The following is a 25,688-nucleotide window of genomic DNA, read 5'->3' as shown; positions in this document are numbered from 1 at the left end:
ACTTTAATAAGCGATTTTCCCCATTCCCCACTGATTGTTTCAGGTTGCCTGCAAATAGCAGAATAAAAGGCATCTCAGGCGAGATACCTTTTACGTGCATTTTATTGTACACCATACTCTATAAGCCTCACCGCGATGTAACTGTCTTATAACATTTCCATTTAATGATGGAGCATCCCGCAGATTCACATTATCACCAGTAATAGTCGCCACATAATGTTTATACTGAATGTAACTTGGATCATAGTATATCCATTCGTTTCCACCTAAAGCAAGCCAACCATCTTGTTCACTCAAAACTTCATACGATTCTCCTCTATTTAGCTGGCGAATTACACTAGATTGTAAAGATGGTCCACTCCGTAAATTTACATTATCGCCTTTAATTACAGCAACGCCGTAGACTGCAGTAGCAGTACTAGGTGGAGAAACATTTCCACCACCATTGGTTCCATTTCCTTGCAAAGCTTCTAATGAAACCGCTGCTGATACGTCACAATTTCCTACTACACCTGAAATTCGACCAGAATCTGTGTATTGCCATGCTGTCCACTCTGTCCATCCACCAGCATCAGCAGGCGGCGTACTAGAGTATTTAGAAATCCAAAGTGGAATATCACTTAATCCGTTAATTCCAAACTCATTAATATACCAAACTCCTGTATATAACATGACGTCTTTTCCAGTAGCCTGTTTCACATAATTTATGAAACTTCTTGCCCAATTAGATATAGCAGTACCAGTTAAATTACTATTACTCGGATTTATCGGTGATTCTAAATCTAAAACTGGCATTAAGTCTGTCTGATTGCTTTGTAATATGTTCACAAAATGTTTCGCTTCTGAAATTGCATCATTTAGTTCTGGATGTGCAAAATGGTATGCACCGATTAATACATTCGCATTTCGCGCTGCTTGTACATTTTGAACCAAAGTCGGATCAAGATTATTCACACCTTCTGTCGCTTTTGCATACGCCGCTGAAATACCCGATCCGATCCCTTCATTGCATTCCAATCAATGTTCCCTTCCCAATGAGACACATCGATAAACGTAATATTTGAACTAGATCTATCTTGCATATAAAAGCTCCTATCAATTTTTTTCATTTCGTATACATACAATATGTACAACTTTAATAAAGGGTCACGACGTTTATACTATAGACATTGAGAGCAAACATATTTTATAAACAAAGTAAAAAGGCCTTGTAATTACAAGGCCTTTTGTAAGATCCCTTTATTTTGTAGTAAATACATATTATAATACAACCCTTGCTCACTCAGTAATTCTTGATGTGTTCCTCTTTCTACTATTTCTCCATCATGCATAACAAAAATTTGATCTGCATCTTGAATTGTAGATAATCTGTGTGCAATTGCTATAGTCGTTCTCCCTTTTCGCATTTGCTGTAATGCTGTTTGGATCGCATCTTCTGTTTCTGTATCAATATTAGCTGTTGCTTCATCTAATACTAATACTTTCGGATTCGTTGCTATCGTTCTAGCAAAAGCAATTAATTGGCGTTGACCACTAGAAAATGCAGCTCCTCTTTCTACTACTTCTGTTTCATACTGCTCTGGTAATTTTTCAATAAACGTATTCGCTTGCACAAACTGTGCCGCTTCTTTTACTTCTTCATCCGTAATTTCTTCATTGTACATACGAATATTTTGTTTTACATTTCCCGCAAATAAAAATGCATCTTGCAATACGAGTCCTATTTTCTTTCTAATTTCTCGTTCTTCAAATTTCTCTAAATCTACACCATCTATTACAATATTTCCAGACTTAATATTATAAAATCGCATTAACAAATTCATAATAGTACTTTTTCCGCTACCAGTGTGCCCAACGAAAGCAACCGTTTGCCCTTGTTTCACGTGAAAAGATACATTTTTTAAAACATCACGTTTTCCATCATACGAAAAAGTAACATTTTTAAATTCAATTTCTCCATTAACAACTTGAGGATTTCCATCCCCTTTTTGAACTGGAGCTAAATCTTTCTCATCCATTAAATGAAATACACGTGATGATGAAACAAGTGCCTGTTGGAAGAATGATAATTTCATCATCATCTCATTTACAGGCTGGAAGAAACGATGTATATAATTAACAAACGCATATAAGACACCTACTTCAACAGGACTCTTCAATGCATCAATTCCAAATAAACCAAGTACTAACGCAATAGCCACAATATGAACTAAATCAGTTGCTGGACGTAAAAGTAACGCGTCTAACTTTAACGTCCGCCGCCCTGCACTATAATGTTTATTATTCACTTCTTCAAACTCTTTTCTCATACGCTTTTCTTGTCTGAACACTTGAACAATATTCATTCCTTGAATGGACTCATTTAACTTTGCATTTAACACGCTTAATTGATTACGTACTTCTAAATAAAAGGCTGCACTTTTCCGGCGATATAGCACCATAATCGCAAACATTATCGGAATTAATATGAGAGAAAATAGGGCTAGTTTTACATTTAATAAAAACATTGCTACTAAAATACCTATTAAAAAGACTACATTTTTGACAAATGTGGATAATACACTGACATAAAAATCTTTAATTGCTTCCGTATCATTCGTTATGCGCGATACAAGCGTACCAATCGGCGTACGATCAAAGAAACTTAATGACAACTTTTGAACATGATCATATACTTCAACACGCATATCTTGAACAATTTTAAAAGCGATATTTTGAAAATACAATAAGTCTAAATAAGTAAATAATACTTTTAATAAGTGAGCAATAAGATACACTACAAATAGAGTAACAAGTGCTGATTGATCAAAGTTACGTGGTACTAAATGTTCATCAAGAAATTGTTTAATTAAAAAAGGACCCATCATTTCAGTTACAGTTGCACCAACTAAAAAGATAAATGCTAAAGATAGCAACCTTTTATATGGCTTCATATAAGAAAGTAATCTACTTAAATCACTCCGCTTCTTCCCGGTCATCATACGCCTCCTTTCTCGACTAATGCTTCTAACTGCTGGCTCTCGTACATTTCTTTATACCAACCGTTTTCTTTCATTAATTGTTCATGTGTACCTCGTTGCACAATTCTGCCTTCATCCACAACAAGTATAAGATTGGCATGTTGAATTGCACTTAAACGATGAGCAGTAATAATCGTTGTTTTTCCTTCTCTTTCCCTCTTTAATGCATTTAAAATCGTTTCTTCTGTTTTTGCATCTACCGCTGATAAACAATCATCTAAAATTAAAATTTCCGCATTCGTTAATAAAGCACGTGCAATAGAGATTCTCTGTTTTTGGCCTCCAGATAACGAAACGCCTCTTTCTCCTACTACCGTTTCATATCCTTCTGAAAATTGGAGGATGTCATTATGAATACAAGCAATCTCTGCAGCGCGGGTTATTTCATTATATGTAGCATCCGCCTTTCCGAAGGCAATATTCTCCCCAATACTCGCTGAAAATAAAAAATGATCTTGCGGCACGTATGAAATGGCAGAACGGACACCGTAAAGTGTTACATCGCGAATATCCCGCTCCCCAACTTTTAATTCACCACTAAAATGATCATACTCACGGATTAAACATTTTAATAAAGTCGTTTTCCCTGCTCCTGTACGTCCGACAACGCCTAGTGTTTCACCCTTCTTCAAATCAAAGTGAACATCTATTAGCTGTAACAGTTCATTTTTCTTATATGAAAATGAATCGACCGCAAATGTAACATCACCGCTTGCTACTTTATGTACAGCATCTTCTCTATTTACTACATCTGATTTTTGCGAGAGAATTTTTTCTACACGGTCATACGAAGCACGCCCACGTTCCATAATGTTGAACAACCATCCAAAGGCTAACATTGGCCAAACGAGGGTACCTAAATACGTTGTAAATGTAACGAGATCACCTACAGTTAATTCACCCCTCACAACTAATACTGACCCGTAACACACTGCAATTAAAAAAGAAAATCCAACGATAAGAGAGATTGTTGGATCAAACAACGAATCAATACGTGCGACTAACATATTTTTATGTACAACATCTTCTGATTTTTTTCGAAATGCTTGTAAATCTTCTTTCTCTTGTCCAAGTGATCGAATTACCTTCATCCCACTCATACTCTCTTGCACTTTATCATTGATTTCTGAAAACGATTGCTGCGCTTTATGAAACCTTTTATGTAATAACGTTCCATAATAATTTGTCGAAATCGCTACAATCGGCATTGGAATTAAGCTTAACAATGTTAACTTCCAACTAATTGTAAAACCCATCGCTACGAGTACACATCCCCCAACCGCTAATGAGTCAACAAGTGTTAAAACGCCCGATCCAGCAGTTTGTTGAATCGCCTGAATATCATTAGTCGCATGCGCCATCAAATCACCCGTACGACGTGATTGATAGAAAGATGGGCTCATCTTTGTAAAATGTTCATATAAATTCTTTCGTAATTGACGGGCTAGTTTTAACGAAGATCCAAAAATCATAATACGCCATAAATAACGTAATATGTACATAGTAATCCCTACAACTACTAACAGAATAACCCACTTCAACAATTTTTCAGATGTTAATGTTCCATTATTAATTTCATCTACTACAATACCTAGTACTTTCGGAGCTACAAGTTCAAGAAGCGCGACACCAAATAACATAATAATTCCGATTATGTACGCTCGTTTTTCTTGTTTAAAAAACCACGCTAAATTAATAAATACCTTCATTTTTATCCTCCTCTCTTAAAATGAGCGATGTTTTCAGTTTACCAAAAATACTGAATTTTTAAAAGTTTTAAACGCTTCGAAAAATCCAATAGGAAAGGGCACTCTTATCGAGTGCCCTTTAGCGCTTATTTTGTTTGTTGCTTGCTCATCGCGCTCATCATTTGATTGATTTTCTTTTGGGAAGGTTTTTGTCCCATTTGCATCATCATCATTTTTAACATTTGTTCATTAATTGGTGGATTTTTTTCTAAGTAGTTCATCATGTATTTGCGGGCAATGAAAAATCCTAACGCCACGCCTGCTACTAGTGCTACTACGCCCACTAGAATACCTAACCAAATTGGCATATATTTTCCTCCTTCATGTTGTCTACCTTACAGTGTACTAAAACCTTTTCAATAAGACAAGATACAATTCGACATTTTTTACACATATGTTCGTACTTGTTTTAGAGGATTCAGCCATCCATACTTTGTATTTTCATAATCCATAGCTAAAAATGTTAATTCACACTTTCTTAACACCTCAAAGAAAGTCGTTTCCATAGAGACATTTCCAGAGGTATTCATGCGAATATAGTGTGGTTTCACCATTATTTCGCCGTATTCCGCTCCTGTATAAAGTGTATGTGTATGGTGTGTTCGATCATATTTACCAAGAACCCGCAAAGCTTGTTCTAATTTATGATGAATTTTCATTACTTGTAATGGCCTCGTTATATACATCATTTGTTTATATAACACTTTTTTCTCCGAAAGGGAAACAGATTCTGAAAATCGAGAAAATAAATCAAAAAACAAATATTCACGACCAAAGTAAGCTTTCGCAATATCCTCTTGAATTAAATACAATTCATACGTTTTCATCTTTTGCCTCCCAATCTGGACAACCTTTTCCCTTCATTATATAGAAGAAATTTTGCAATGATTGTCTGACTGCGGAGAGATAAAAAACTTTTTCTGTCGAAAAAACTCATTTACATAGAAAAACCTCTCCATGCTGGAGAGATTTTTCTAAAATCATTAAAGCATTTCTTTTACTTTACGAACAACGTTCTCTACAGTAAATCCATACTCTTCCATAATCTTCTCACCAGGAGCAGAAGCACCGAATGTATCGATACCTAACACATCTCCGTCAAGACCTACGTAACGGTGCCATCCGAATGTAGCACCCATTTCGATTGCGAAACGTTTTGTTACTGCTTTTGGTAATACAGATTCTTTGTACTCAGCAGTTTGAGCTTCAAAGCGATCCATAGATGGCATGCTGACAACAGCTGCGTCAACGCCGTCTACTGCTAGAACTTTTTGTGCTTCAATAGCTAGACTTACTTCAGATCCAGTTGCAAGTAAGATTACATCAGCCGTTTCTTTCTTGCTTGCAGAAACTACATATGCACCTTTTGCTACTTTTTCATACGTATCGTCTTTTGCACCTTCTAATGTTGGAAGGTCTTGACGAGTTAATACTAAAGCAGTTGGTTTGTTTGTAGATTCTAGAGCTAGTCTCCAAGCTGCAACAGATTCGTTACCATCAGCTGGACGAATAACAGATACATTTGGCATTGCACGAAGCGCTGCTAATTGCTCGACTGGTTCATGTGTTGGACCGTCTTCACCAACAGCGATACTGTCGTGTGTGAATACATACGTTACTGGCAATTGCATTAATGCTGCAAGACGAATTGCTGGACGTAAGTAATCAGAGAATACGAAGAACGTACCACCGTAAGTTTTTAAACCGCCATGTAGTGCAATACCGTTCATTGCTGCACCCATTGCAAACTCACGTACACCGTACCAAATGTTTTTACCGCTGTAATCATCTCTTGTAAAGTCTTTTTCGTTATTCATGTATGTTTTGTTAGAACCAGCAAGGTCAGCAGATCCACCGAAGAATGATGGTACAGACTCTGCAATTGCATTAATTACAGCACCTGAAGAATTACGAGTTGCTGCTTTTGATCCTAATTCATAAGTTGGTAAGTTTTGCTCCCAACCTTCTGGAAGAAGACCATTCATTGCCGCTTGCAATTCATTTGCTAATTCTGGGTATGCTTGTGCATATTCACCTAGCATCGTGTTCCACGCTGCTTGCGCAGTTTCACCAACATCTTGTACTGTTTTACGGAAGTTGTCATATACTTCTTCTGCTACATGGAAGTCTTGCTCAGCAGTCCAAGCATATGCTTCTTTCGTTAATTTTGTTTCGTCTACACCAAGTGGAGAACCATGTGAAGCTGATTTTCCTGATTTGTTTGGAGAACCGAAACCAATTGTCGTTCTTACTTCAATTAGCGTTGGGCGTTTTTCGTCAGCTTTCGCTTCTTCGATTGCTTTCGCGATAGCTTCAATATCGTTTCCATCCTCAACACGGATTACTTGCCATCCGTATGCTTTGTAACGATCTTCTACACTTTCAGAGAATGAACGATTTAAATCGCCATCTAATGAAATATCGTTTGAATCATAAAGCACAACTAGACGACCTAATTGTAAATGAGCAGCTAATGAAGATGCTTCAGCAGAAACGCCTTCCATTAAATCTCCATCACCACAAATAGCGTATGTATGATGATCTACTACATTATACGCATCACGGTTATATTTAGCCGCTAAATGTCTTTCAGCCATTGCCATACCTACAGCAGTTGCAATACCTTGTCCAAGTGGACCAGTAGTTGCGTCTACACCTGCTGTATGACCGTACTCAGGATGTCCTGGAGTTTTGCTTCCCCATTGACGGAAGTTCTTTAAGTCATCCATTGTTACATCATAACCAGATAGGTGAAGTAGGCTGTATAATAACATTGAACCATGACCTGCAGATAATACGAAACGATCACGGTTAAACCACGTTGGGTTATTTGGATTGTGTTTCATAAATTGAGTCCATAATGTATAAGCCATTGGTGCTGCACCCATTGGCATTCCTGGGTGACCAGAGTTTGCTTTTTCAATCGCATCGATGGATAATGTGCGAATCGTGTTGATAGAAAGTTGTTCGATTGAATGTGACATGCTATTCTTCCCTTCGCTTATATTAGTAAACGTTTTATACATTTATATGATAGCTTCCCACGCAAGATTATACAACATGTATCGACAAATATGTTGATATTTTTTTGGATTTTCATAAAAAAATCAATGATTTAGGGAATGTATGGGCATTCAATATGACATACTTTTTCATTATTTTTATTTTAAAAAGAAAGGGAATTATCTGTATATTTATTCATCATTTTCAAATTCCATAATGCAAAATATATCCTTCCCCATTTTTCACTCTGCAAAGCAAACGAATAAAAGAATTTAAATCTTGGCATAATTTATCTCGATCAAATACGTATCTTTCATATTCTCCATCAGTATTATTATCATTTTCCCATTGAAACTGCCCTGTCAGTTCGATTGTTTCTGGCGCTAGAGAAAACATGTTAACTAGCGAACAAAATAACTGTTCTGCTATCACTGCCCCTTGCTGTTCTATTTTCGTAATACCATAATAGTGAATTCCAAATCCTTCTGCTCTTTTCGCTGGATAATAGTTCGGAATCCAATGGGTAAAATCTAATAGATATACGATTAGCTCATCACTTAATACAACACACTCATCTATCTTTGCCTCTTCTTTATATAGAAAACAAAGTTCAATCCAATCTATACCTATAAAATCCAACCCTTTTTTTTCATTCGAAACAAATACAAACTCGTGCTGTAAAGCCAAATTATCCCCCCTATTGCTCACATTTATTATTCTTATTATATAAAAAAGCACCTTTTATAGGTGCTTAAAATAAATTATACAATTTTCTTCCGTATCGAACTTGAAATAAAATCAATGATAATTACCATTAAAATAATACCCAATAAAATAATACCCACACGAGACCAATTGCGTGAACTCAGTGCAAAAATTAGAGGCGTACCAATCCCACCTGCTCCAATAACACCTAAAATAGCAGCGGATCGTACATTAATTTCGAACCTGTATAACGTATACGATAGAAAATCCGGTAATACTTGTGGCAATACTGCATACCAAAGTATTTGAAAGCGATTCGCACCTGTAGCTATTAACGCTTCCGTCGGTCCTTTATCTATATTTTCAATTCCTTCTGAATATAATTTCCCTAACATTCCGATAGAGTGTAATCCTAAAGCTAGAACTCCGGCAAAGGAGCCTGGTCCAACAGCTTTTATAAATAAAAGAGCCATAACTAATTCAGGAAATGTACGAACAAAACTAAGTACAAATTTCCCAGTTCCTGACGTTAATTTTCCACTGCTCATATTCGTTGCCGCCCAAAAAGCGAATGGAACAGATAAAAAGGCAGAAATAAATGTACCTAATATCGCAATTGCCAACGTATCAATTAAGCCATGTAATAAATCTTCACCATCTGGCAAAGATACATACGACCAATCTGGATTCAATACACCTGTCATAATTGCTTTTGTAATTTCTCCTGCCGTATCCTTTATTCCCTCTAGCGGGACTCCTGAAAAAGCCCATACATAAACAAATGCAAGTGCTATAAAAATAAACCAGCGATACACACTCGGTTTCTTCGGTTTTGGTACAATTATCGTCGTTTTACTCATTATAATTTCTCCCGCAACAATGTACTTACATAATCAATTAACAATACAACAACAAGAGTATAAATAATAATAGATGCAGTTTGTTGATATTGTAAAAATCCAAGTGTACGGTCATAGTACAACCCAATACCACCCGCTCCTACTAAACCTAAAACAGCTGCTGCACGTACGTTCACCTCAAATGTATAAAGAACATAGGAGACAAAATGTGCTTTCACTTGCGGAATTACCCCATACACAATCCATTGCACTTTATTTGCTCCTACTGCTGTCATCGCCTCTAATGGACCTGGATCAATCGATTCCATTGACTCATACAACAATTTCGCCACGAGCCCAATTGAGAAAAAAGTAAGAGCTAAAATACCTGGAAGTGGTCCTATTCCAAAAATAGCTACGAAAATTGCCGCTAATAATAAATCTGGTATCGTTCGGATAAAATTTAAAACCAATCGAGCTGGACCGTACAAAAATGTACTAGTAAACACATTACTTGCCGCAAATAGTGCCAGTGGAATAGCTAAAATCGCTCCTAAAGTCGTCCCCATAATCGCCATACGTATTGTATCTAACATCGCTGTTGTAATAACTTGAAAATAACTCCAATCAGGCGGCACCATCTCTTTTAACAAATCAATTATATTAGGAAAACCAACTACTAGCTTTGAAAATGATGCGTCGACCTGTACACTACTTCCCCACAACAGTAAAATGACTAGAATAGCCGTTAACATATGTTTCAACTTACTCGGCGGCTTCGGTATCGATTTCGAATATATCGTCGCGTCATTCATTTAACTGCCACCTCTAATAATTCACTTTTCTGCGCTACGTCTCCATAAATTTCAGCAAATTTTTCATCCGTTGCCTCTTCTACTGAACCATCAAAAACAATTTCGCCTGCATGTAATCCAATAATGCGTGTCGCATATTGCCTAGCTAAATCAATAGAATGTAAGTTTACAATTGTTGTAATCCCAAAATCTTCATTAATTTTTTTCAAATCATCTAATACTTGCTTTGTTGTTAGCGGATCTAACGACGCAACAGGTTCATCTGCCAATATGATTTTTGCTTCTTGCGCCAACGCTCTAGCAATCGATACACGTTGCTGTTGTCCTCCTGATAATTCATCAGCTCGCGCATATGCTTTTTCTAAAATATTCACCCTTTTTAACGATTGAAAGGCAAGCTCCAAATCTTCTTTTGGAAATAGACCTAACGTTGTACGAAAAGTCGAATGGTATCCAACACGCCCAGCTAATACATTCTTCAAAACCGTTGATCGTTTTACAAGGTTAAAACTTTGAAAAATCATACCAATATCCCGGCGCATGCGTCGTAATTCTTTTCCTTTCGCAGCAGTAATAGACTCACCTTCAATCAAGATTTCTCCTTCTGTAATCTCATGAAGGCGATTTACCGATCTAAGAAGTGTAGACTTTCCAGCCCCCGACAGCCCTACCATTACAACAAACTCACCTTTTTGAATGTTCAAGTTTATATTATTCAATCCTTTTGTACCATTCGAATACATTTTGGAAACATTTCGAAATTCTATCACACATCTTACCTACCTTCTATGTATTCAAAATGGCAAACTAACTGGAAACATACACCTTCCAGTTAGCTGCCATTTCCATATGTATTATTGCGTTTTTACTTTCTTTCCATATTCACGAACGATATCAAATTTACTATCATCAGATTTAACATATCCTTCATGTGAATATACTTCTTTAATGATTTTGTGACCTTCCTCATTCTTTCCTATTTCAATGAAAGCGTCCTGTAATTTCTTACTCCACTCTGCATCTAAATCAGAACGTACCGAAATCGTATCGTTTGGAATGTTTTCCGTAAATTTCACTATTTTCGTTTGATCGAATATATTCGGATAATCTTTTTTCACAATATTACGAGCATCTTGGAATACAACAGCTGCATCTACATCACCATTTAAAAGCGCAATAAGCGACTGATCGTGACCTTTTAATGTAACAGGTTTCACATCTTTTAACGGATCAACGCCCTCTTTTAATAGTACAGCCGCAGGCCACACATATCCCGCTGATGACGTTACATCTTGATAACCAATTTTTTTACCTTTTAAATCTTTTACACTATTAATATTTGAATCTTTCTTAACTACAAACTCAGATTTATAAAAGTCTACTAAATCCTTTGTAGGAGCTCCCGTTTCATCATCTACTCCAAAACGTTGTGCTTGTAAAATTACGTTTGCAGCCTTTTTCTCATGCGCTAGCACATACGCTGTTGGGGGTAAAAATCCTACATCTACTTGCTTAGATGCCATCGCTTCTACAATTGTATTGTAATTCGTTGAAATACTAACTTTTACTGGAATATTTAACTTATCACTTAATAGCTTTTCCAATGGTTTTGCCTTCGCCTCTAACGTATCTGCATTTTGAGAAGGAACAAATTGAACATTTAAGGTCTTCGGTACATAACCTTTTTTCGTATCTTCAGTTTTACTTGCACTTGATTCTTTCGTTCCACAACCACTTAATAATCCCGCCGCTAGTACAACTGTCGTACTCATTGCAAAAACTTTTTTCAACATATTAATGCCTCCATTTTTGTTGTTATAAAATCGCCTTCCGTAAACATGAAGAAATATATCACACATTTTCACGTATAATTGCTTATTTACAGAATCTTTACACATTCTATACATTCTCATTAAAATTCTCTTCATATATTTGATATGCTTAATTAGTAGATAACAATAGAAAAGGTGAATGATATTGAATCCAAATCAAATTGTAACTTTAAACATTTTATTAACAAGTGATATACATGGCACTGTTTATCCAATTCACTACCAAGATAACTCTCAAGCTGAAATTGGTTTAGCCAAAATTTCTACTCTTATAAAAAAAGAACGTTCCCAAAATAGAAACGTTCTTTTAATTGATAACGGTGACTTCATACAAGGAACACCCTTTACTTATCATTACGCTACATATGAAGAAGATAAGAAAAATCCAATGTCTTTATTAGCGAACTATTTACGTTATGATGCTGCAGTTATTGGGAATCATGAATTTAATTATGGAATGGACATATTAAATAATGCTATTTCTACTGCAAACTTTCCCTATCTATCAGCAAATATTTTAGATAAAAACAGAAAAGAACCTTATTTCGGGAAACCATATATAATAAAACATATTGAATCAAATATAAAAATTGCTATTTTAGGGATGACAACGCATTACATTCCCAATTGGGAACAACCCCATCACATTCAAGATTTACAATTTGAAGATGCATTAGAAACAACAAAAAGATGGGTTTCTTACATTCGCGAACACGAGAAACCCGATTTATTAGTCGTAGCCTACCATGGGGGATTTGAACGCGATTTACAAACTGGGTTACCGACTGAAGTTTTAACAGGTGAAAACCAAGGATATGCAATGTGCCATGAAATTGAAGGCATAGACATTTTACTAACAGGCCACCAACACCGGGAAATCGCTCACACCGTAATGAATGGTGTAACAATTTTACAGACTGGATGTAATGGGCAATCAGTTGGAAAAATAACCGTAACCTTCGAAAGAATGGAACAGAAGTGGCTTAAAAAAGAAAGTTATTCAGAGTTGTTGACGGTGCAAGGAATTGAGGCAGATTCAGATGTTCTTTCCTTAGCATCTGATTATGAAGAGAATACACAAAATTGGCTCGATCAACCAATTGGAATAATCTATGGGGACATGCAAATTTCAGATGCTATGCAAACTCGTTTGCAAGATCATCCTTTTATTGAATTCATAAATAAAATACAAATGGATATAGCTAATGTTTCCATTTCTTGTACAAGCTTATTCCATAATACATCTCCAGGTTTCCCTAATCGCGTAACAATGCGTGACATCGTTTCTAATTATATTTATCCAAATACATTAAAAGTAATTAGAATAACTGGAGCGGATATAAAAGATGCCCTTGAACTCTCTGCTTCTTATTTCATATTAAAAGCAGATGGAACTATCATCGTAAACCCTGCCTACATAGAACCAAAGCCGCAACACTATAATTACGATATGTGGGAAGGAATTTCGTACGTATTAAACATTTCCAAACCAATTGGCGAGAGAGCAGAATCCTTACAGTATAAAGGCGCTCCACTTCATATGAACGAAGAATATGACGTCGTTATGAATAATTATCGCGCAAGCGGCGGAGGGAACTTCTTTATGTTTCAAAATAAGCCCGTAATAAAAGACATACCAACAGATATGTCTGAACTTATCGCTAACTATATATTGAAGCACAAAAAGATAGAAGCAACAGTCAATAACAACTGGAAAGTTATTAAATAACGGATATAATAAATAAAAAAGATGGGCTTCGCCCATCTTTTAGTTTAATTTTGCATTATCTTGCTTTTTTAAAGCTTTTAATTTCGCCGGTGTAACATCAGTACCTTCTTCGTTAACAACTTTAATTCCTTTAAGTTCGTTTAACATATTTTGACGAAATCCTTTTAAATATTGTTCACGTAGCGATTGGCGCTCACGTTGTTCTTCTTCAGTTAAACCTTCAGCTTTTGCTTTTTTCGCTAAGAAGTTAATGCGTTCAATGAGTTCGTGACTTTGCATCTCGAATCCCCCTTTTACTCAAAACTGATTATTATCATACAATAGTTAGTCCTCTTTATCAAGCAATTGCTTTGTATATTCTACATATCTTCGATGTACAGTTGCTTTTGAAACATCATGACCAAAACCACGAAGTGTTGCTGCAATTTCTTCAAAAGTTAATTCATTCCGGCGTAAACGTACAATTTCCTCAATTGGCACTTCTTTTTTCTCACGTCCTATACTTAAATGACGATTTTTCAAATTATTCTCTGGACGAAATCCTTTCTCTACCGCTCTTTGCATGCCACGTTTAATTTTTAAATTGTGGATCTTTCTTTGATACTCTTCAACAATCCCAATTATATCTAGCACCATCGAATCAGAGTCAGAGAGTTCTAATTCTCCATTATGCCTATGCGTATATACTTTTATTCCCTCTTTATGTAAACAGTGCATTAATGCAATCTTTGCATTCCCTCTACCAAGGCGCGTTTCATCTTGTATGAGAAGTACATCAACTTGTTCATCGCGAATTGTATCTAGCACTTCTAATATGCCATCACGTTCAATTGTATAACCACTAGCCTGCTCCTCAATCACCTTTACAACATTCATTTGATAGCGCTCAGCTAAATGCAATAATTCATCTTTTTGACGCAATAATGATGTTTCCTGTTCTTCTTTTGTTGTGCTCACACGTGCATAAATAATTGCATTCATTTTGAACCCTTCTTTCTCACTATATTTTCCTTATTAGTGTATCATAAATTCGTCTTTCGTTCGAACTTATGTTTGTAGAATGTTTTTTCGCATGTTATACTTATTAATAAGAAAAATGAAAGAAAACGAGGTGTTAGAAAACATGGAAAAGTTAACGAAACGCCAGCAAGACATTCTCGACTTTATTAAGCTAAAAGTACAAGAAAAAGGATATCCACCTTCCGTACGTGAAATCGGTCAAGCAGTCGGCCTCGCTTCTAGTTCTACAGTGCACGGACATTTATCACGACTAGAAGAAAAAGGATATATTCGACGCGATCCAACAAAACCACGAGCAATTGAAATTTTAGGTGACAACCGAATGGATACAGAAACACAATCTGTTATTCAAGTTCCAATTGTCGGAAAAGTTACTGCTGGATTACCGATTACAGCAGTTGAAAGTGTAGAAGATCACTTCCCACTTCCAGCTAGCATTGTTGCTGGAGCAGACCAAGTATTTATGTTACGTATTTCCGGAGATAGTATGATTGAAGCTGGTATTTTCGATGGGGATTTAGTTGTTGTTCGCCAACAACAGTCTGCATACAACGGTGAAATTGTAGTCGCTTTAACAGAAGATAACGAAGCAACTGTTAAACGTTTCTATAAAGAAAAAGACCATTTCCGTCTACAACCGGAAAACTCTTCATTAGAACCTATCATTTTAAAACAAGTGTCAGTTATTGGAAAAGTAATTGGCGTATATCGTGATTTACATTAAGAATAATAAAAGAAGATAATTACCTTATCTATATACGGTAATTATCTTCTTTTTTTGTATTTTGATAGATTTTCATACATTTTATTTCTTATGAACGAGTTTCAATCGTCACATCGCCAGCAGCTGTTTTACCGCTAATCTTTTTACTACCATTGCCAATTGTTATATTTTTATTTTCTTCATTAAAAATCATCACGTCGCCAGCAGCGCTTTGCCCAGTTATAACTGCATCTTGTGGTTTTTCTAATAAAGTAATATCTACATCCCCAGCAGTTGAACTTGCCTCTACATCATACTTCGGATCATGATCCACAACATATACATCCCCGCTAGCCGTTTTCGCTGTTACTTTCCCTATTACCTTTTTTAAATTCACCTCACCAGCTTTTGTAGAACCCTCCACACTCTTAGCTGTGACATGTTTCAAATCTACTTCTCCAGCGAGTGTCCCAACACTTACACGATCACTTTTCACATCACTTACTTCTATTTGTCCAGTTGATGAATTTATTTTTATCTCTTGGTAAGAACGTTCTGGTACAAATATAGTCAATGTAGACGTTTGAAACTTGAAATTGTAAAAGGAAAAATCAAATGAAGCACCTTTTTCTCTTTCCCCAATAATTTTTAATGTATCACCATCTTCGGCAATACGAATCTCTTGTTTACGTGCATCTCCTGTGTGCTTTACATAAAAAGAAGAGTCGGGAGATTTTTGGACAACAATATCCCCAGCGTCTAACTTAACTTGTATATTTTTTAATGTTTCGTTTTTAATAACGTCTTCTTTGTTTCCTTTTTCTGCAGTTTGCACTGCTTTTTCATATGTTTGTGAAATCCCTATTACTCCAATAATGATACAAGCGATAGCTACTAACAATATTTTCTTCATCATCTACTCCCCTTTTATCATTTTGAAGTTCCATATTACATAACGTACGCATAACTTTTTAAACCACTTCGTACTATAATAAGCGATAATACATAACAACAAACCTACTCCAACAAACGTTATACTAACGAATACATCCAACCATATAAAAGTACCCATAAATACTTTTGCAATAACCAAAAATGGTGTCACTACACTAGCAATCCCACCGACCCAAAAAGAAAATATAAAAGCGATAATTGCAACTAACGGGCCTAACACAATAATGAAATTAAACAAACTAAGTCCAATCGCAGCCATGACAGCCCTTGTTATATTCGAAGTAGATGGGTCCTTTTTCATTTCATCAAAGCGATACAAAGCAAGTAAGTCTTTCGCAATTACTTTCGGAGAACCAAGGCCTTTTATTATTTCCGATTCAGTTTTCCCCTCTTCTTTCCCAAACTGAAAATGCTCTTCATAATCAAATAAAATATCTTTCCCCTCTTCTTCCGGTAACTTTCTAAGATGACTTGATAATTCTTTAAGGAACTGTTCTTTACTCATCCCATTCCACCCCTTCAATAATTTCTTGTACGCCTTTTGCAAAATCACGCCACTCCGTTACTAACAAATTCAGTTGCGTCTCCCCTTGCTCCGTTAGTTGATAATATTTACGAGGTGGCCCCTCTGTAGATTCTTTTAAATACGTTTGAAAATATCCTTCTTTCGTTAAACGACGTAATAAAGGATACACTGACCCTTCCGATATTAAAAATTTATTTGAGATTTGCTGAACAAGTTCATAGCCGTAACAATCTTTACGTTTCACAAGTGCTAAAACACAAAGTTCTAACACGCCTTTTTTAAACTGAACGTTCAAGGTCAATCCCCCTTTCTCATTTCAGTACTATTCAATACACGGTACCTATTATATCCATAATATAACACTTAGTATTATTCATTGCAAGGTACTATATTTTTCAATACTTAATTTTCGAATTAAATACATCCACACCATATTTCAACTTCCACATTTTCATTCATAGCTAGCACGCATTTTAAATAATCCACATGACTTTTTTCGGGCATTTTGCGGGCACCCATCTAATTCATTTCACAAGCCTTTATATTTGCCCACAAATAAAAAAAGCCCTGATACCGTAGTATCAAGGCTTTTTTCTCTCTTAGTATAGAGACATATATTGATCGCGTTCCCATTGGTGAACTTGCGTGCGGAAGATGTCCCACTCAATCTCTTTCGCTTCGATGAAGTGCTCAAGTAAATGCTCTCCTAGTGCACCGCATACTACTTCATTAGATTGTAATGTAACTAATGCTTGCGCTAATGTTGCTGGTAAGTCAACGATGCCAGCTTCTTCGCGCTCTTCTTTCGTCATTACATAGATGTTACGGTCTACTGCAGCTGGTGGAGTTAATTTGTTTTTAATTCCATCAAGACCTGCTGCTAATAATGTAGCCATTACTAAATATGGGTTTGCAGCTGGGTCAACACTACGTACTTCTACGCGTGTACTAATACCACGAGATGCAGGGATACGTACTAATGGGCTACGGTTTTGTGCAGACCATGCTACGTAACAAGGAGCTTCGTATCCAGGTACTAAACGCTTGTAAGAGTTTACAGTTGGATTTGCTACCGCTGTAAATGCTGGTGCGTGTTTTAAAATACCTGCGATGAAGTGACGAGCATCATCACTTAATTGTAATTCACCGTTTTGATCGAAGAATACGTTCTCACCATTTTTGAATAGTGATAAGTTACAGTGCATACCTGAACCGTTCACACCGTATAATGGTTTTGGCATAAATGTTGCGTGTAAACCGTGTTTACGAGCAATTGTTTTTACAACAAGTTTGAATGTTTGAATGTCATCACATGAGCGAATTGCATTTGCATATTTAAAGTCAATTTCGTGTTGCCCTGGAGCAACCTCATGGTGAGACGCTTCAATTTCAAAGCCCATTTCTTCAAGTTCAAGAACGATATCACGACGACAGTTTTCCCCTAGATCCATCGGCGCAAGGTCGAAGTACCCACCGTTATCGTTTAATTCTAATGTTGGATTTCCTTTTTCATCTACTTTAAATAGGAAGAATTCCGGCTCTGGTCCAAGATTGAAATCTGAGAATCCTAATGCTTCCATTTCTTTTAATACACGCTTTAAGTTGTTACGTGGATCACCATCAAATGGAGTGCCATCTGCATTGTAAATATCACAGATTAATCGAGCTACTTTCCCTTTTTCAGCTGTCCAAGGGAAAATTACCCAAGTATCCAAATCCGGATATAAATACATATCCGATTCTTCAATACGTACGAAACCTTCAATAGAAGATCCATCAAACATCATTTTGTTATCAAGAGCTTTTGTTAATTGGCTCACTGGAATTTCTACGTTTTTAATTACTCCTAAAAGGTCCGTAAATTGTAAGCGGATATACTTTACATTCTCTTCTTTCGCCAAACGGAAAATATCTTCTCTTGTGTACCTAGCCATTATAAATTCCTCCTTAGTCCCTCTAAACACCTTCAGAATCAGTTATCTTTAGTGAAAAAACCTTGAAATGTCACCTTGTCGCAATGAAGTCCGATTAAATCTACCTGTATGTTGTAGTTCATCTCGAAGTATTTTGCGAAGCTCAGTTTTTGAAATTTCTTTCGTTTCTTCTTTTACTTTCACTGTTTCTGTTTGATTTACTTTCATTAGTAACACTTGTTTAATACCAGCCATATTCAAACCTTGATCTAATAAATCTTTAATCTCTAACAACTTATCTACATCGTTAAATGAAAATAATCTACGATTCCCCTTTGTACGGGTTGGAGAAACAAGATTATGCTCTTCATAGTAGCGAATTTGACGTGCAGATAATTGTGTTAAATCCATAACAATACCAATAGGAAACAGCGGGGCAGAACGTCTATCTTCTTTCATTGTTTCAGTTCCTCCTTCGCCTTAACTGCTTCTCATTTTATACCATGTTACGTTTAGTGTCAATAGATGTTAGCTTTTCTTACATGATTTTTTTATAAATTTTTTCATTCTTTTTTCTAATGAAATTAATCATTACTTTCATTAGAAAAAAGCTGTCGAAATCGACAGCTTCCCCTTAAGAAATTGTTAATAATTCTTTTTCAATTAACGCATCAATTGCAGAACAAATCGCAATCTTCACATGTGAATAAGTTAACCCACCTTGCACGTAAGCAACATAAGGCGGACGAATTGGACCATCAGCTGACAATTCAATACTTGCACCTTGAATAAACGTTCCCGCAGCCATAATTACATCATCTTCATAACCCGGCATATAGTTGGCATATGGAGTGAAGTGAGAATTAATTGGAGATGCATATTGAATCGCTTGGCAGAATGCAATCATACGATCTTTATCATCAAATTGAACAGACTGAATTAAATCTGTTCTTGGTGCATTCCATGCTGGTGATGTATTCATTCCTAACTTCTCTAAAAATGCAGCTGTAAAAATCGCACCTTTTAGTGCTTGTCCCGCTACATGCGGCGCTAAGAAGAAACCTTGATACATTTCTTGCAGACTGTATAAAGATGCCCCTGCTTCCGCACCGATTCCCGGAGATGTTAAACGATATGCACACGCTTCAACATACTGTTCTTTACCAACAATGTAACCACCAGTTTTAACAATTCCACCACCAGGATTTTTAATAAGCGAACCTGCCATTAAATCTGCACCAACATGACATGGCTCTTGCTCTTCAATAAACTCACCATAACAGTTATCTACAAACACAACAACATCAGGTTTAATTTCTTTAACGAATGCTATCATCTCTTTAATTTGAGAAATAGTAAACGATGGACGAGTAGCATAACCTTTTGAGCGCTGAATCCCAATCATCTTCGTATTACTATGAATTGCAGTCGCAACAGCTCCAAAATCAACAAGCCCCTCTTCAGTAAGCGGAACTGCATTATAACCAATATTATATTCTTTAAATGAACCTACACCTTTTCCGCGTACACCAACGATTTCTTCTAACGTATCATACGGTTTGCCAGTGATGTACAATAACTCATCTCCCGGACGTAAAACACCGAATAACGCTGTAGAAATAGCATGAGTACCTGAAATAATTTGCGGACGAACAAGACCAGCTTCCGCTCCAAATACATCCGCATACACTTTTTCTAACGTATCACGGCCAATATCATCATAACCGTAACCTGTCGTCGGAATAAAATGCGAATCACTAATTTTATGTTTACGGAAACTTTCTAACACTCGAAACTGATTGCTTTCAATTACTTCATCCGCGCGTTTATGTACTTCTGTAATCTGGCTCTCTACTTCTTTTACGATTGGAGCAATTTTTTCTCCATTTTTCAAACGATCAAACATTTTTATTTTCTCCTTCTTCCACTAAAAATCTCTTTAATTGCACATTAAGCGATGAATGAGCAAAAATATACCCCACGCAATCATATACAAATTTATCTTCCAGAAACTCCATCTTTGTTAATAGCGTCTCCGTCTTTAATAGCATTAACAACTTACCTTCACTCGGTGGAATTTCCACTTGATAACGATTCATTTCTTCCTTCATTTTCGTTTCTATCGCTTCTTTTATATGCAATAAATCACTTTGTTCAAAGGCACTAGTCATTAAGAAGTCACTTTTCGGAAACGGAATAAAATTTTGATGTAATTCATCTTTTTTATTATATAACGTAATAATAGGAATATGATTAATTTCAAGTTCTGACAATAATTGTTTTACTGTTTTCTCATGCCCTACATAATTAGGATCCGCTGAATCAACTACATGTAAAATAACATCCGCTTCACCAGCTTCTTCTAATGTCGAACGAAAAGCAGCAATTAATGACGTAGGTAAATCTTGTATAAAGCCCACCGTATCAGTCAGTAATACTGTATAACCTGAAGGTAACGGCATCTTCCTTGTCGTCGGGTCTAGCGTTGCAAACAACAAGTTTTCTTCAAACGTATCTGCTTCCGTCAATCTATTAAACAGTGTAGATTTTCCCGCATTCGTATACCCTATTAATGAAACTTGAAATACTTTATTATCTTTTCTTCTCTCACGATATCTTTTTCGATGCTCCACAACAACTGCAAGTTGTTTCTTTATTTCATCAACGCGTGATCGAATATGACGACGATCCGTCTCAAGTTTCGTCTCACCCGGCCCTCTCGTTCCAATACCACCACCAAGACGTGATAAAGACAATCCTTGCCCCATAAGACGTGGCATTGTATATTGCAACTGAGCTAATTCTACTTGAAGCTTACCTTCCCTCGACTTCGCACGTTGCGCAAAAATATCTAATATTAGTTGCGTTCGATCAATTACCCTCGCATCTAATACCGAGGATAAATTCCGAATTTGACTCGGCGTTAATTCGTTATTAAATACGATAACATCCGGTTCTAATTCTTCCGTTAACATTGTAAGCTCTTCTAATTTACCTTTACCTATATAAGTCGCCGGATGAAACTTCGGTCGTTTTTGCGTTGTAGACACTAACAATTCTGCTCGTGCAGTCTTCGCTAGCGATGCAAGCTCTTTCATGGAATGCATAAACTTTTCATCATCATCTTGTGGCAATTGACAGCCTACTAATATGACTTTTTCTTTTTCTTCCATCAAATATGTTCACTCATCCTTTTCGAAATTTAAACCTTCTAATATAATAGCAGAGGAAGCACATTTCATCTAGTTAGCGGGGGAGAAAATTCATGGCATGGGAGATTTTTAGCATCATAGGCACAATCGCTTTCGCACTAAGCGGAGCCATTGTTGCAATGGAAGAGGATTATGATATTTTCGGGGTGTATATTTTAGGAATGGCAACCGCATTTGGGGGAGGTGCCCTTCGTAATTTATTAATCGGTTATCCGATTGTCGCGTTTTGGCAACAAGACATGTTATTCCAAATCGCACTACTATCAATGACGATTATTTTTCTTTTTCCTAATAAATTAATTAGACATTGGAAAAAGTGGGAAAATATCACTGATGCTATCGGCTTATCAGCATTCGCCGTACAAGGAGCATTATATGCTCAAAAATTAAATTTACCAATTAGCGCTACAATCGTAGCAGCTGTTTTAACTGGTATTGGCGGTGGTATCATCCGCGATCTTTTAGCCCGCAGAAAACCTCTCGTCCTTCGAGCTGAAGTATATGCCTTTTGGACGATTCTAGCAGGTTTCTTAATCGGCGCTCAAATTATTGTTAGCGATTGGGCTCTATATACCTTATTCATTTTAATTGTTTGCTTCCGCATGGTTTCTATTCATTACAAATGGCATTTACCGCATAGACGTATCGATACAAAAGAACGTTCAATGCATAAATAGCAATCTAACCTCTTTACATATCGTAAAGAGGTTTTTCTTTTCTAATGAGTTTTTCTTTACATAATGTTTATACTAATCCTCAAAGCGAGGTGAATACAAATGACAAACCATGTTAATAAAGGCGCTCAAAAAAGCTCAGTAGGTCAAATTGGACACGATCCTAATTCTGCACACGAAAAAAGCGCTAAAATGGAACACTTCCATAAATCTTATCAAGGAAAAGCAAAAAAAGAGTAAAAGCACTTATACAAAAAACAGACGCACAGTTTACGTACTGTGCGTCTCCTCTTCAAGCATCAAATCACAACTTGATATCCCAATTAAATCATATTTATCATACGTATCCTCTTGCAACAACCGCATAGCCTGTGTACGAATCGATTTTTCAACAATATTCCGTACATATCGTCCATTACTAAACGATGTAATTTGCGACGAGTACTTTACAGCATGTAAATGATCTCTAAATTTCCATTCAGCCTCTTTCGATAACTGGTATTCACGCTCTTCATACATCCTCTTCCCAATTTCCAACAGTTGATTTACTGAGTAATCAGAAAATTCAATTATAAATGGAAAACGTGATTGTAGTCCTGGATTTAATGAAAGAAAATGATTCATCTCTCTTGAATATCCAGCTAAAATCAATACAAAACCGTGTTGTTTATCTTCCATATGTTTTACAAGCGTATCAATTGCTTCTTTCCCAAAATCTTTTTCTCCCCCTCGAGCCAATGAATACGCCTCATCTATAAACAAAATACCTCCCATTGCTTTTTTTATTAAATCTCTTGTTTTTTGAGCTGTATGTCCGATGTACTCTCCTACAAGATCTGCACGTTCAGCTTCAACTAAGTGCCCTTTTGATAAAATATTCATCTCAAACAACAATTTCCCTATCATTCTAGCAACAGTTGTCTTCCCTGTACCTGGATTCCCTTTAAACAACATATGGAGTACTTGCTTCTCAGATTTCAACCCTATTTCTTGTCTTTTTTTATTCACATAAATCCAAGCATATATTTCTTTTATTATCTTTTTTATATCATCCATCCCAACAAGCTTCCCCATCTCTTCTTCAATTCTTTGCAGCATCTCATGTTTCGTAGTAGTTTCATTTGAAATTACTGTTTTATTTTCTGCGGCTGGTAAAGAAATTTTCTTTCGATGATTTAACACAATGTTAATTTGATTATTATTTTTCTTTCGCATCGATTGTTCCATACAATCACCTCATTTTATCCACTCACCAAATATTATTATTCCTGTCTCCCTTGCAAATGACTATTTTCAGAAAAGTTTGCTATAATATAAGAAATAATGAAGGTGGTGGGACTATGGAGACATCGGAATTCCATGATACAATACAAGCCTTTTCTATTTTTTTATTGAATAAAGGCCGAAAAGCTTCAACCATTAAACGTTATGTTTATGACATTGAAGATTTCGGACATTGGTTAGAAAAAAACAAAAAGCTCCCTTCCAGTAATATATGGGCTACACTTTGTACAAAAGACTACGAAGATTACTTTTCCGACCTAAAAAAGAATCGACATTACTCAGAGAAAACGATGCACCGTGTATTTATTGTATTAAATAGAATGCATCATTTTCTAAATATCCCTAACCCATTAAAGAACATGGAAATTTCTATTCAACCAGACCGCACACTTCGTAACGAAGATTTCATTTCATCTGATGAAGAAAAAAGATTAAAACATATAATCACTTCATTAGAAGGACTTTCAGAAAAACAACGTCCTGTGCGCCCTTTATTAATGGATCGTAATGTTGCTATTTTAAACTTATTAATCGACTATGGATTATCCTTACAGGAACTTACAGCGTTAACTATGCATCACGTTCACTTTGAAACTAACACATTTTCTATCCCAGCAACCGCAGGGGTAGAAAGAACAATTACATTAACTAACGAAGACAAAAAACAACTATATACTTATTACAAAAGCATCCCTGAACCCGTTCGTCCAAAATACCATAGTCATGACCCATTATTTATCGCATTTGATTTTAATCGCGGAACATACAGATGGGTATACGAAAATGATGCACCGAAGGGATTAACAGAAATCGCTATCCAAAAAATGATTCGCCTTGAAGTATCTAGAGCTAATTTACGCAAAGGAATCTCAGGACAACACTTTCGTAACACCTATATTTTAAACTTAATAAAAAAAGAAACTCCAGAGTCAGAAATTATAAAACTAGCTGGATTCAAATCAAAAGTTTCACTAAAACGATATTATCAATACGCAGAAAATAGAAAAAACGCCTTATCATAAGGCGTTTTTTCTATTTTTTCTTTAAACAAACGATTTTACTATGACCATTTAACTAATTTTTGCATCTACTATGATGAGTTTCATTCACATTCTCATTAGAAAGGAGAGATTTAATGTCTCGTTATGACGACAGTCAAAACAAATTCTCCAAACCATGCTTTCCAAGTAGCGCTGGACGAATCCCAAATACCCCATCGATCCCAATTACTAAAGCACAACTTAGAACATTTCGCGCAATCATTATCGATTTAACAAAAATAATCCCAAAACTTTTTGCAAATCCATCTCCCAAAAATATTGAAGATCTAATTGATACATTGAACCTACTAAGTAAATTTATTTGTTCACTAGAAGCTACTTCCTCCCTGAAAGCGCAAGGATTAGCTATTATTAAAAACTTAATAACTATATTAAAAAATCCAACTTTCGTAGCAAGTGCTGTATTTGTTGAACTCCAAATTTTAATTAATTATTTACTTTACATCACAAAGTTATTCCGAATCGATCATTGTACACTCCAAGAACTCCTTAAATTAATTGCAGAGTTACAAACTACTCTAGTTAATTCAGCTTCGTTCGGCAGAGGTCCTACCGGGCCTACTGGGCCTACTGGACCTCGAGGGAACACAGGCGCTACCGGTGCTACTGGGCCTCAAGGTAACACAGGCTCTACTGGTGCCACTGGACCT

The 25,688-nt window shown here is 36.1% G+C and carries 26 protein-coding genes and 1 pseudogene; 6 read left to right on the top strand and 21 right to left on the bottom strand.

The window, feature by feature from the left end:
• Nucleotides 1-111: 111 nt before the first annotated feature.
• The 11 genes and pseudogenes from AC3WTA_RS17170 to AC3WTA_RS17120 form a co-directional block, all read right to left on the bottom strand.
• A pseudogene (locus tag AC3WTA_RS17170) lies at nucleotides 112-1,082 on the bottom strand (GH25 family lysozyme); the annotation flags it as partial.
• A gap of 132 nt (nucleotides 1,083-1,214) precedes the next feature.
• Nucleotides 1,215-2,978 (bottom strand): ABC transporter ATP-binding protein, encoded by a 1,764-nt coding sequence (locus tag AC3WTA_RS17165; protein ID WP_000145979.1) that lies wholly within the window; start codon nucleotides 2,976-2,978, stop codon nucleotides 1,215-1,217.
• Nucleotides 2,978-4,729 carry an ABC transporter ATP-binding protein gene (locus AC3WTA_RS17160; protein WP_000862361.1) on the bottom strand — a complete coding sequence of 584 codons (1,752 nt, stop codon included), beginning with the start codon at nucleotides 4,727-4,729 and terminating at the stop codon, nucleotides 2,978-2,980. Before AC3WTA_RS17160 ends, AC3WTA_RS17165 begins: the two co-directional genes overlap by 1 nt.
• 125 nt (nucleotides 4,730-4,854) lie before the next feature.
• The gene (locus AC3WTA_RS17155; protein WP_001123316.1) at nucleotides 4,855-5,076 is read right to left on the bottom strand and encodes a YneF family protein; all 222 of its coding nucleotides are present in this window, start codon (nucleotides 5,074-5,076) and stop codon (nucleotides 4,855-4,857) included.
• Nucleotides 5,077-5,154: 78 nt separating this feature from the next.
• Entirely contained in the window at nucleotides 5,155-5,595 is a 441-nt protein-coding gene (sirA, locus tag AC3WTA_RS17150; protein WP_000860651.1) for a sporulation inhibitor of replication protein SirA, read from the bottom strand.
• Nucleotides 5,596-5,751: 156 nt separating this feature from the next.
• Complete coding sequence (gene tkt / locus AC3WTA_RS17145; RefSeq protein WP_000019757.1) at nucleotides 5,752-7,752, bottom strand: transketolase; 2,001 nt, start codon at nucleotides 7,750-7,752, stop codon at nucleotides 5,752-5,754.
• A 223-nt stretch (nucleotides 7,753-7,975) separates the two neighbouring features.
• The gene (locus AC3WTA_RS17140) at nucleotides 7,976-8,458 is read right to left on the bottom strand and encodes a hypothetical protein (protein WP_001207847.1); all 483 of its coding nucleotides are present in this window, start codon (nucleotides 8,456-8,458) and stop codon (nucleotides 7,976-7,978) included.
• Nucleotides 8,459-8,532: 74 nt separating this feature from the next.
• The gene (phnE, locus tag AC3WTA_RS17135) at nucleotides 8,533-9,336 is read right to left on the bottom strand and encodes a phosphonate ABC transporter, permease protein PhnE (RefSeq protein WP_070169033.1); all 804 of its coding nucleotides are present in this window, start codon (nucleotides 9,334-9,336) and stop codon (nucleotides 8,533-8,535) included.
• Nucleotides 9,336-10,130 (bottom strand): phosphonate ABC transporter, permease protein PhnE, encoded by a 795-nt coding sequence (gene phnE, locus AC3WTA_RS17130; protein WP_000996078.1) that lies wholly within the window; start codon nucleotides 10,128-10,130, stop codon nucleotides 9,336-9,338. The genes phnE (AC3WTA_RS17135) and phnE (AC3WTA_RS17130) overlap by 1 nt, the downstream gene beginning before the upstream one ends.
• On the bottom strand, nucleotides 10,127-10,900 hold the full coding sequence (gene phnC, locus AC3WTA_RS17125; RefSeq protein WP_070169034.1) for a phosphonate ABC transporter ATP-binding protein: 774 nt from the start codon (nucleotides 10,898-10,900) through the stop codon (nucleotides 10,127-10,129). The genes phnE (AC3WTA_RS17130) and phnC overlap by 4 nt, the downstream gene beginning before the upstream one ends.
• 84 nt (nucleotides 10,901-10,984) lie before the next feature.
• The gene (locus tag AC3WTA_RS17120) at nucleotides 10,985-11,923 is read right to left on the bottom strand and encodes a phosphate/phosphite/phosphonate ABC transporter substrate-binding protein (protein ID WP_000915074.1); all 939 of its coding nucleotides are present in this window, start codon (nucleotides 11,921-11,923) and stop codon (nucleotides 10,985-10,987) included.
• A 184-nt stretch (nucleotides 11,924-12,107) separates the two neighbouring features.
• Between AC3WTA_RS17120 and AC3WTA_RS17115 the strand changes: the two genes are divergently transcribed.
• Nucleotides 12,108-13,691 carry a bifunctional metallophosphatase/5'-nucleotidase gene (locus AC3WTA_RS17115; protein ID WP_001069267.1) on the top strand — a complete coding sequence of 528 codons (1,584 nt, stop codon included), beginning with the start codon at nucleotides 12,108-12,110 and terminating at the stop codon, nucleotides 13,689-13,691.
• Between the two features lie 39 nt (nucleotides 13,692-13,730).
• Here AC3WTA_RS17115 and AC3WTA_RS17110 read toward each other — a convergent pair whose 3' ends face one another.
• Together AC3WTA_RS17110 and AC3WTA_RS17105 are read right to left on the bottom strand one after the other, a co-directional pair.
• On the bottom strand, nucleotides 13,731-13,970 hold the full coding sequence (locus tag AC3WTA_RS17110; protein WP_001190582.1) for a DUF896 domain-containing protein: 240 nt from the start codon (nucleotides 13,968-13,970) through the stop codon (nucleotides 13,731-13,733).
• Between the two features lie 45 nt (nucleotides 13,971-14,015).
• Nucleotides 14,016-14,672 (bottom strand): YneB family resolvase-like protein, encoded by a 657-nt coding sequence (locus tag AC3WTA_RS17105; RefSeq protein ID WP_000991474.1) that lies wholly within the window; start codon nucleotides 14,670-14,672, stop codon nucleotides 14,016-14,018.
• A 142-nt stretch (nucleotides 14,673-14,814) separates the two neighbouring features.
• On the opposite strand from AC3WTA_RS17105, the gene lexA reads away from it, so the two are divergent.
• Nucleotides 14,815-15,435 carry a transcriptional repressor LexA gene (gene lexA, locus AC3WTA_RS17100; RefSeq protein ID WP_000413737.1) on the top strand — a complete coding sequence of 207 codons (621 nt, stop codon included), beginning with the start codon at nucleotides 14,815-14,817 and terminating at the stop codon, nucleotides 15,433-15,435.
• A gap of 88 nt (nucleotides 15,436-15,523) precedes the next feature.
• Here the strand turns inward: lexA and AC3WTA_RS17095 are convergent, their stop codons facing one another.
• The 7 genes from AC3WTA_RS17095 to hflX form a co-directional block, all read right to left on the bottom strand.
• On the bottom strand, nucleotides 15,524-16,330 hold the full coding sequence (locus AC3WTA_RS17095) for a DUF4097 family beta strand repeat-containing protein (RefSeq protein ID WP_000976124.1): 807 nt from the start codon (nucleotides 16,328-16,330) through the stop codon (nucleotides 15,524-15,526).
• The gene (locus tag AC3WTA_RS17090) at nucleotides 16,331-16,873 is read right to left on the bottom strand and encodes a DUF1700 domain-containing protein (RefSeq protein ID WP_492332943.1); all 543 of its coding nucleotides are present in this window, start codon (nucleotides 16,871-16,873) and stop codon (nucleotides 16,331-16,333) included. It lies immediately after the preceding gene.
• A complete protein-coding gene (locus AC3WTA_RS17085) occupies nucleotides 16,866-17,189 on the bottom strand; it encodes a PadR family transcriptional regulator (protein ID WP_001102620.1) in 324 nt (107 codons plus the stop codon). The genes AC3WTA_RS17090 and AC3WTA_RS17085 overlap by 8 nt, the downstream gene beginning before the upstream one ends.
• Before the next feature lie 304 nt (nucleotides 17,190-17,493).
• Nucleotides 17,494-18,828: a type I glutamate--ammonia ligase gene (gene glnA, locus AC3WTA_RS17080; RefSeq protein WP_000135339.1), complete on the bottom strand. Its 1,335-nt coding sequence runs from the start codon at nucleotides 18,826-18,828 to the stop codon at nucleotides 17,494-17,496.
• Nucleotides 18,829-18,876: 48 nt separating this feature from the next.
• The gene (gene glnR / locus AC3WTA_RS17075; RefSeq protein WP_000656785.1) at nucleotides 18,877-19,266 is read right to left on the bottom strand and encodes a transcriptional repressor GlnR; all 390 of its coding nucleotides are present in this window, start codon (nucleotides 19,264-19,266) and stop codon (nucleotides 18,877-18,879) included.
• A gap of 175 nt (nucleotides 19,267-19,441) precedes the next feature.
• The gene (locus AC3WTA_RS17070) at nucleotides 19,442-20,713 is read right to left on the bottom strand and encodes a methionine gamma-lyase family protein (protein WP_000460307.1); all 1,272 of its coding nucleotides are present in this window, start codon (nucleotides 20,711-20,713) and stop codon (nucleotides 19,442-19,444) included.
• Complete coding sequence (gene hflX / locus AC3WTA_RS17065) at nucleotides 20,706-21,980, bottom strand: GTPase HflX (RefSeq protein ID WP_000391405.1); 1,275 nt, start codon at nucleotides 21,978-21,980, stop codon at nucleotides 20,706-20,708. Before hflX ends, AC3WTA_RS17070 begins: the two co-directional genes overlap by 8 nt.
• Before the next feature lie 92 nt (nucleotides 21,981-22,072).
• On the opposite strand from hflX, the gene AC3WTA_RS17060 reads away from it, so the two are divergent.
• Nucleotides 22,073-22,696: a trimeric intracellular cation channel family protein gene (locus AC3WTA_RS17060; RefSeq protein WP_000312270.1), complete on the top strand. Its 624-nt coding sequence runs from the start codon at nucleotides 22,073-22,075 to the stop codon at nucleotides 22,694-22,696.
• A 99-nt stretch (nucleotides 22,697-22,795) separates the two neighbouring features.
• Entirely contained in the window at nucleotides 22,796-22,933 is a 138-nt protein-coding gene (locus AC3WTA_RS17055) for a hypothetical protein (RefSeq protein ID WP_000181494.1), read from the top strand.
• 30 nt (nucleotides 22,934-22,963) lie between these two features.
• Here the strand turns inward: AC3WTA_RS17055 and spoVK are convergent, their stop codons facing one another.
• A complete protein-coding gene (spoVK, locus tag AC3WTA_RS17050) occupies nucleotides 22,964-23,920 on the bottom strand; it encodes a stage V sporulation protein K (RefSeq protein WP_000438183.1) in 957 nt (318 codons plus the stop codon).
• 113 nt (nucleotides 23,921-24,033) lie between these two features.
• Here spoVK and AC3WTA_RS17045 point away from each other — a divergent pair, with 113 nt between their 5' ends.
• Nucleotides 24,034-24,999: a tyrosine-type recombinase/integrase gene (locus tag AC3WTA_RS17045; protein WP_000450155.1), complete on the top strand. Its 966-nt coding sequence runs from the start codon at nucleotides 24,034-24,036 to the stop codon at nucleotides 24,997-24,999.
• 113 nt (nucleotides 25,000-25,112) lie between these two features.
• The coding region (locus AC3WTA_RS17040; RefSeq protein WP_141521286.1) for a collagen-like repeat preface domain-containing protein at nucleotides 25,113-25,688 on the top strand (576 nt) is incomplete at its 3' end.

This window comes from Bacillus sp. EB106-07-01-XG149, assembly GCF_058791555.1.
Note: the sequence above shows the minus strand (reverse complement) of the source record. Positions and strands in the feature narration are given on the sequence as shown.

Excerpts from the sequence above, each read along its gene's own strand:
- tkt (WP_000019757.1), bottom strand. The coding sequence starts at position 7,752 with ATGTCACATTCAATCGAACAACTTTCTATCAACACGATTCGCACATTA.
- AC3WTA_RS17120 (WP_000915074.1), bottom strand. The coding sequence starts at position 11,923 with ATGTTGAAAAAAGTTTTTGCAATGAGTACGACAGTTGTACTAGCGGCG.
- AC3WTA_RS17160 (WP_000862361.1), bottom strand. The coding sequence starts at position 4,729 with ATGAAGGTATTTATTAATTTAGCGTGGTTTTTTAAACAAGAAAAACGA.
- AC3WTA_RS17095 (WP_000976124.1), bottom strand. The coding sequence starts at position 16,330 with ATGATGAAGAAAATATTGTTAGTAGCTATCGCTTGTATCATTATTGGA.
- AC3WTA_RS17090 (WP_492332943.1), bottom strand. The coding sequence starts at position 16,873 with ATGAGTAAAGAACAGTTCCTTAAAGAATTATCAAGTCATCTTAGAAAG.
- AC3WTA_RS17045 (WP_000450155.1), top strand. The coding sequence starts at position 24,034 with ATGGAGACATCGGAATTCCATGATACAATACAAGCCTTTTCTATTTTT.
- glnR (WP_000656785.1), bottom strand. The coding sequence starts at position 19,266 with ATGAAAGAAGATAGACGTTCTGCCCCGCTGTTTCCTATTGGTATTGTT.
- AC3WTA_RS17165 (WP_000145979.1), bottom strand. The coding sequence starts at position 2,978 with ATGACCGGGAAGAAGCGGAGTGATTTAAGTAGATTACTTTCTTATATG.
- AC3WTA_RS17110 (WP_001190582.1), bottom strand. The coding sequence starts at position 13,970 with ATGCAAAGTCACGAACTCATTGAACGCATTAACTTCTTAGCGAAAAAA.
- hflX (WP_000391405.1), bottom strand. The coding sequence starts at position 21,980 with ATGGAAGAAAAAGAAAAAGTCATATTAGTAGGCTGTCAATTGCCACAA.
- phnE (WP_070169033.1), bottom strand. The coding sequence starts at position 9,336 with ATGAGTAAAACGACGATAATTGTACCAAAACCGAAGAAACCGAGTGTG.
- sirA (WP_000860651.1), bottom strand. The coding sequence starts at position 5,595 with ATGAAAACGTATGAATTGTATTTAATTCAAGAGGATATTGCGAAAGCT.
- AC3WTA_RS17060 (WP_000312270.1), top strand. The coding sequence starts at position 22,073 with ATGGCATGGGAGATTTTTAGCATCATAGGCACAATCGCTTTCGCACTA.
- AC3WTA_RS17055 (WP_000181494.1), top strand. The coding sequence starts at position 22,796 with ATGACAAACCATGTTAATAAAGGCGCTCAAAAAAGCTCAGTAGGTCAA.
- lexA (WP_000413737.1), top strand. The coding sequence starts at position 14,815 with ATGGAAAAGTTAACGAAACGCCAGCAAGACATTCTCGACTTTATTAAG.
- AC3WTA_RS17070 (WP_000460307.1), bottom strand. The coding sequence starts at position 20,713 with ATGTTTGATCGTTTGAAAAATGGAGAAAAAATTGCTCCAATCGTAAAA.
- AC3WTA_RS17155 (WP_001123316.1), bottom strand. The coding sequence starts at position 5,076 with ATGCCAATTTGGTTAGGTATTCTAGTGGGCGTAGTAGCACTAGTAGCA.
- phnE (WP_000996078.1), bottom strand. The coding sequence starts at position 10,130 with ATGAATGACGCGACGATATATTCGAAATCGATACCGAAGCCGCCGAGT.
- AC3WTA_RS17105 (WP_000991474.1), bottom strand. The coding sequence starts at position 14,672 with ATGAATGCAATTATTTATGCACGTGTGAGCACAACAAAAGAAGAACAG.
- glnA (WP_000135339.1), bottom strand. The coding sequence starts at position 18,828 with ATGGCTAGGTACACAAGAGAAGATATTTTCCGTTTGGCGAAAGAAGAG.
- spoVK (WP_000438183.1), bottom strand. The coding sequence starts at position 23,920 with ATGGAACAATCGATGCGAAAGAAAAATAATAATCAAATTAACATTGTG.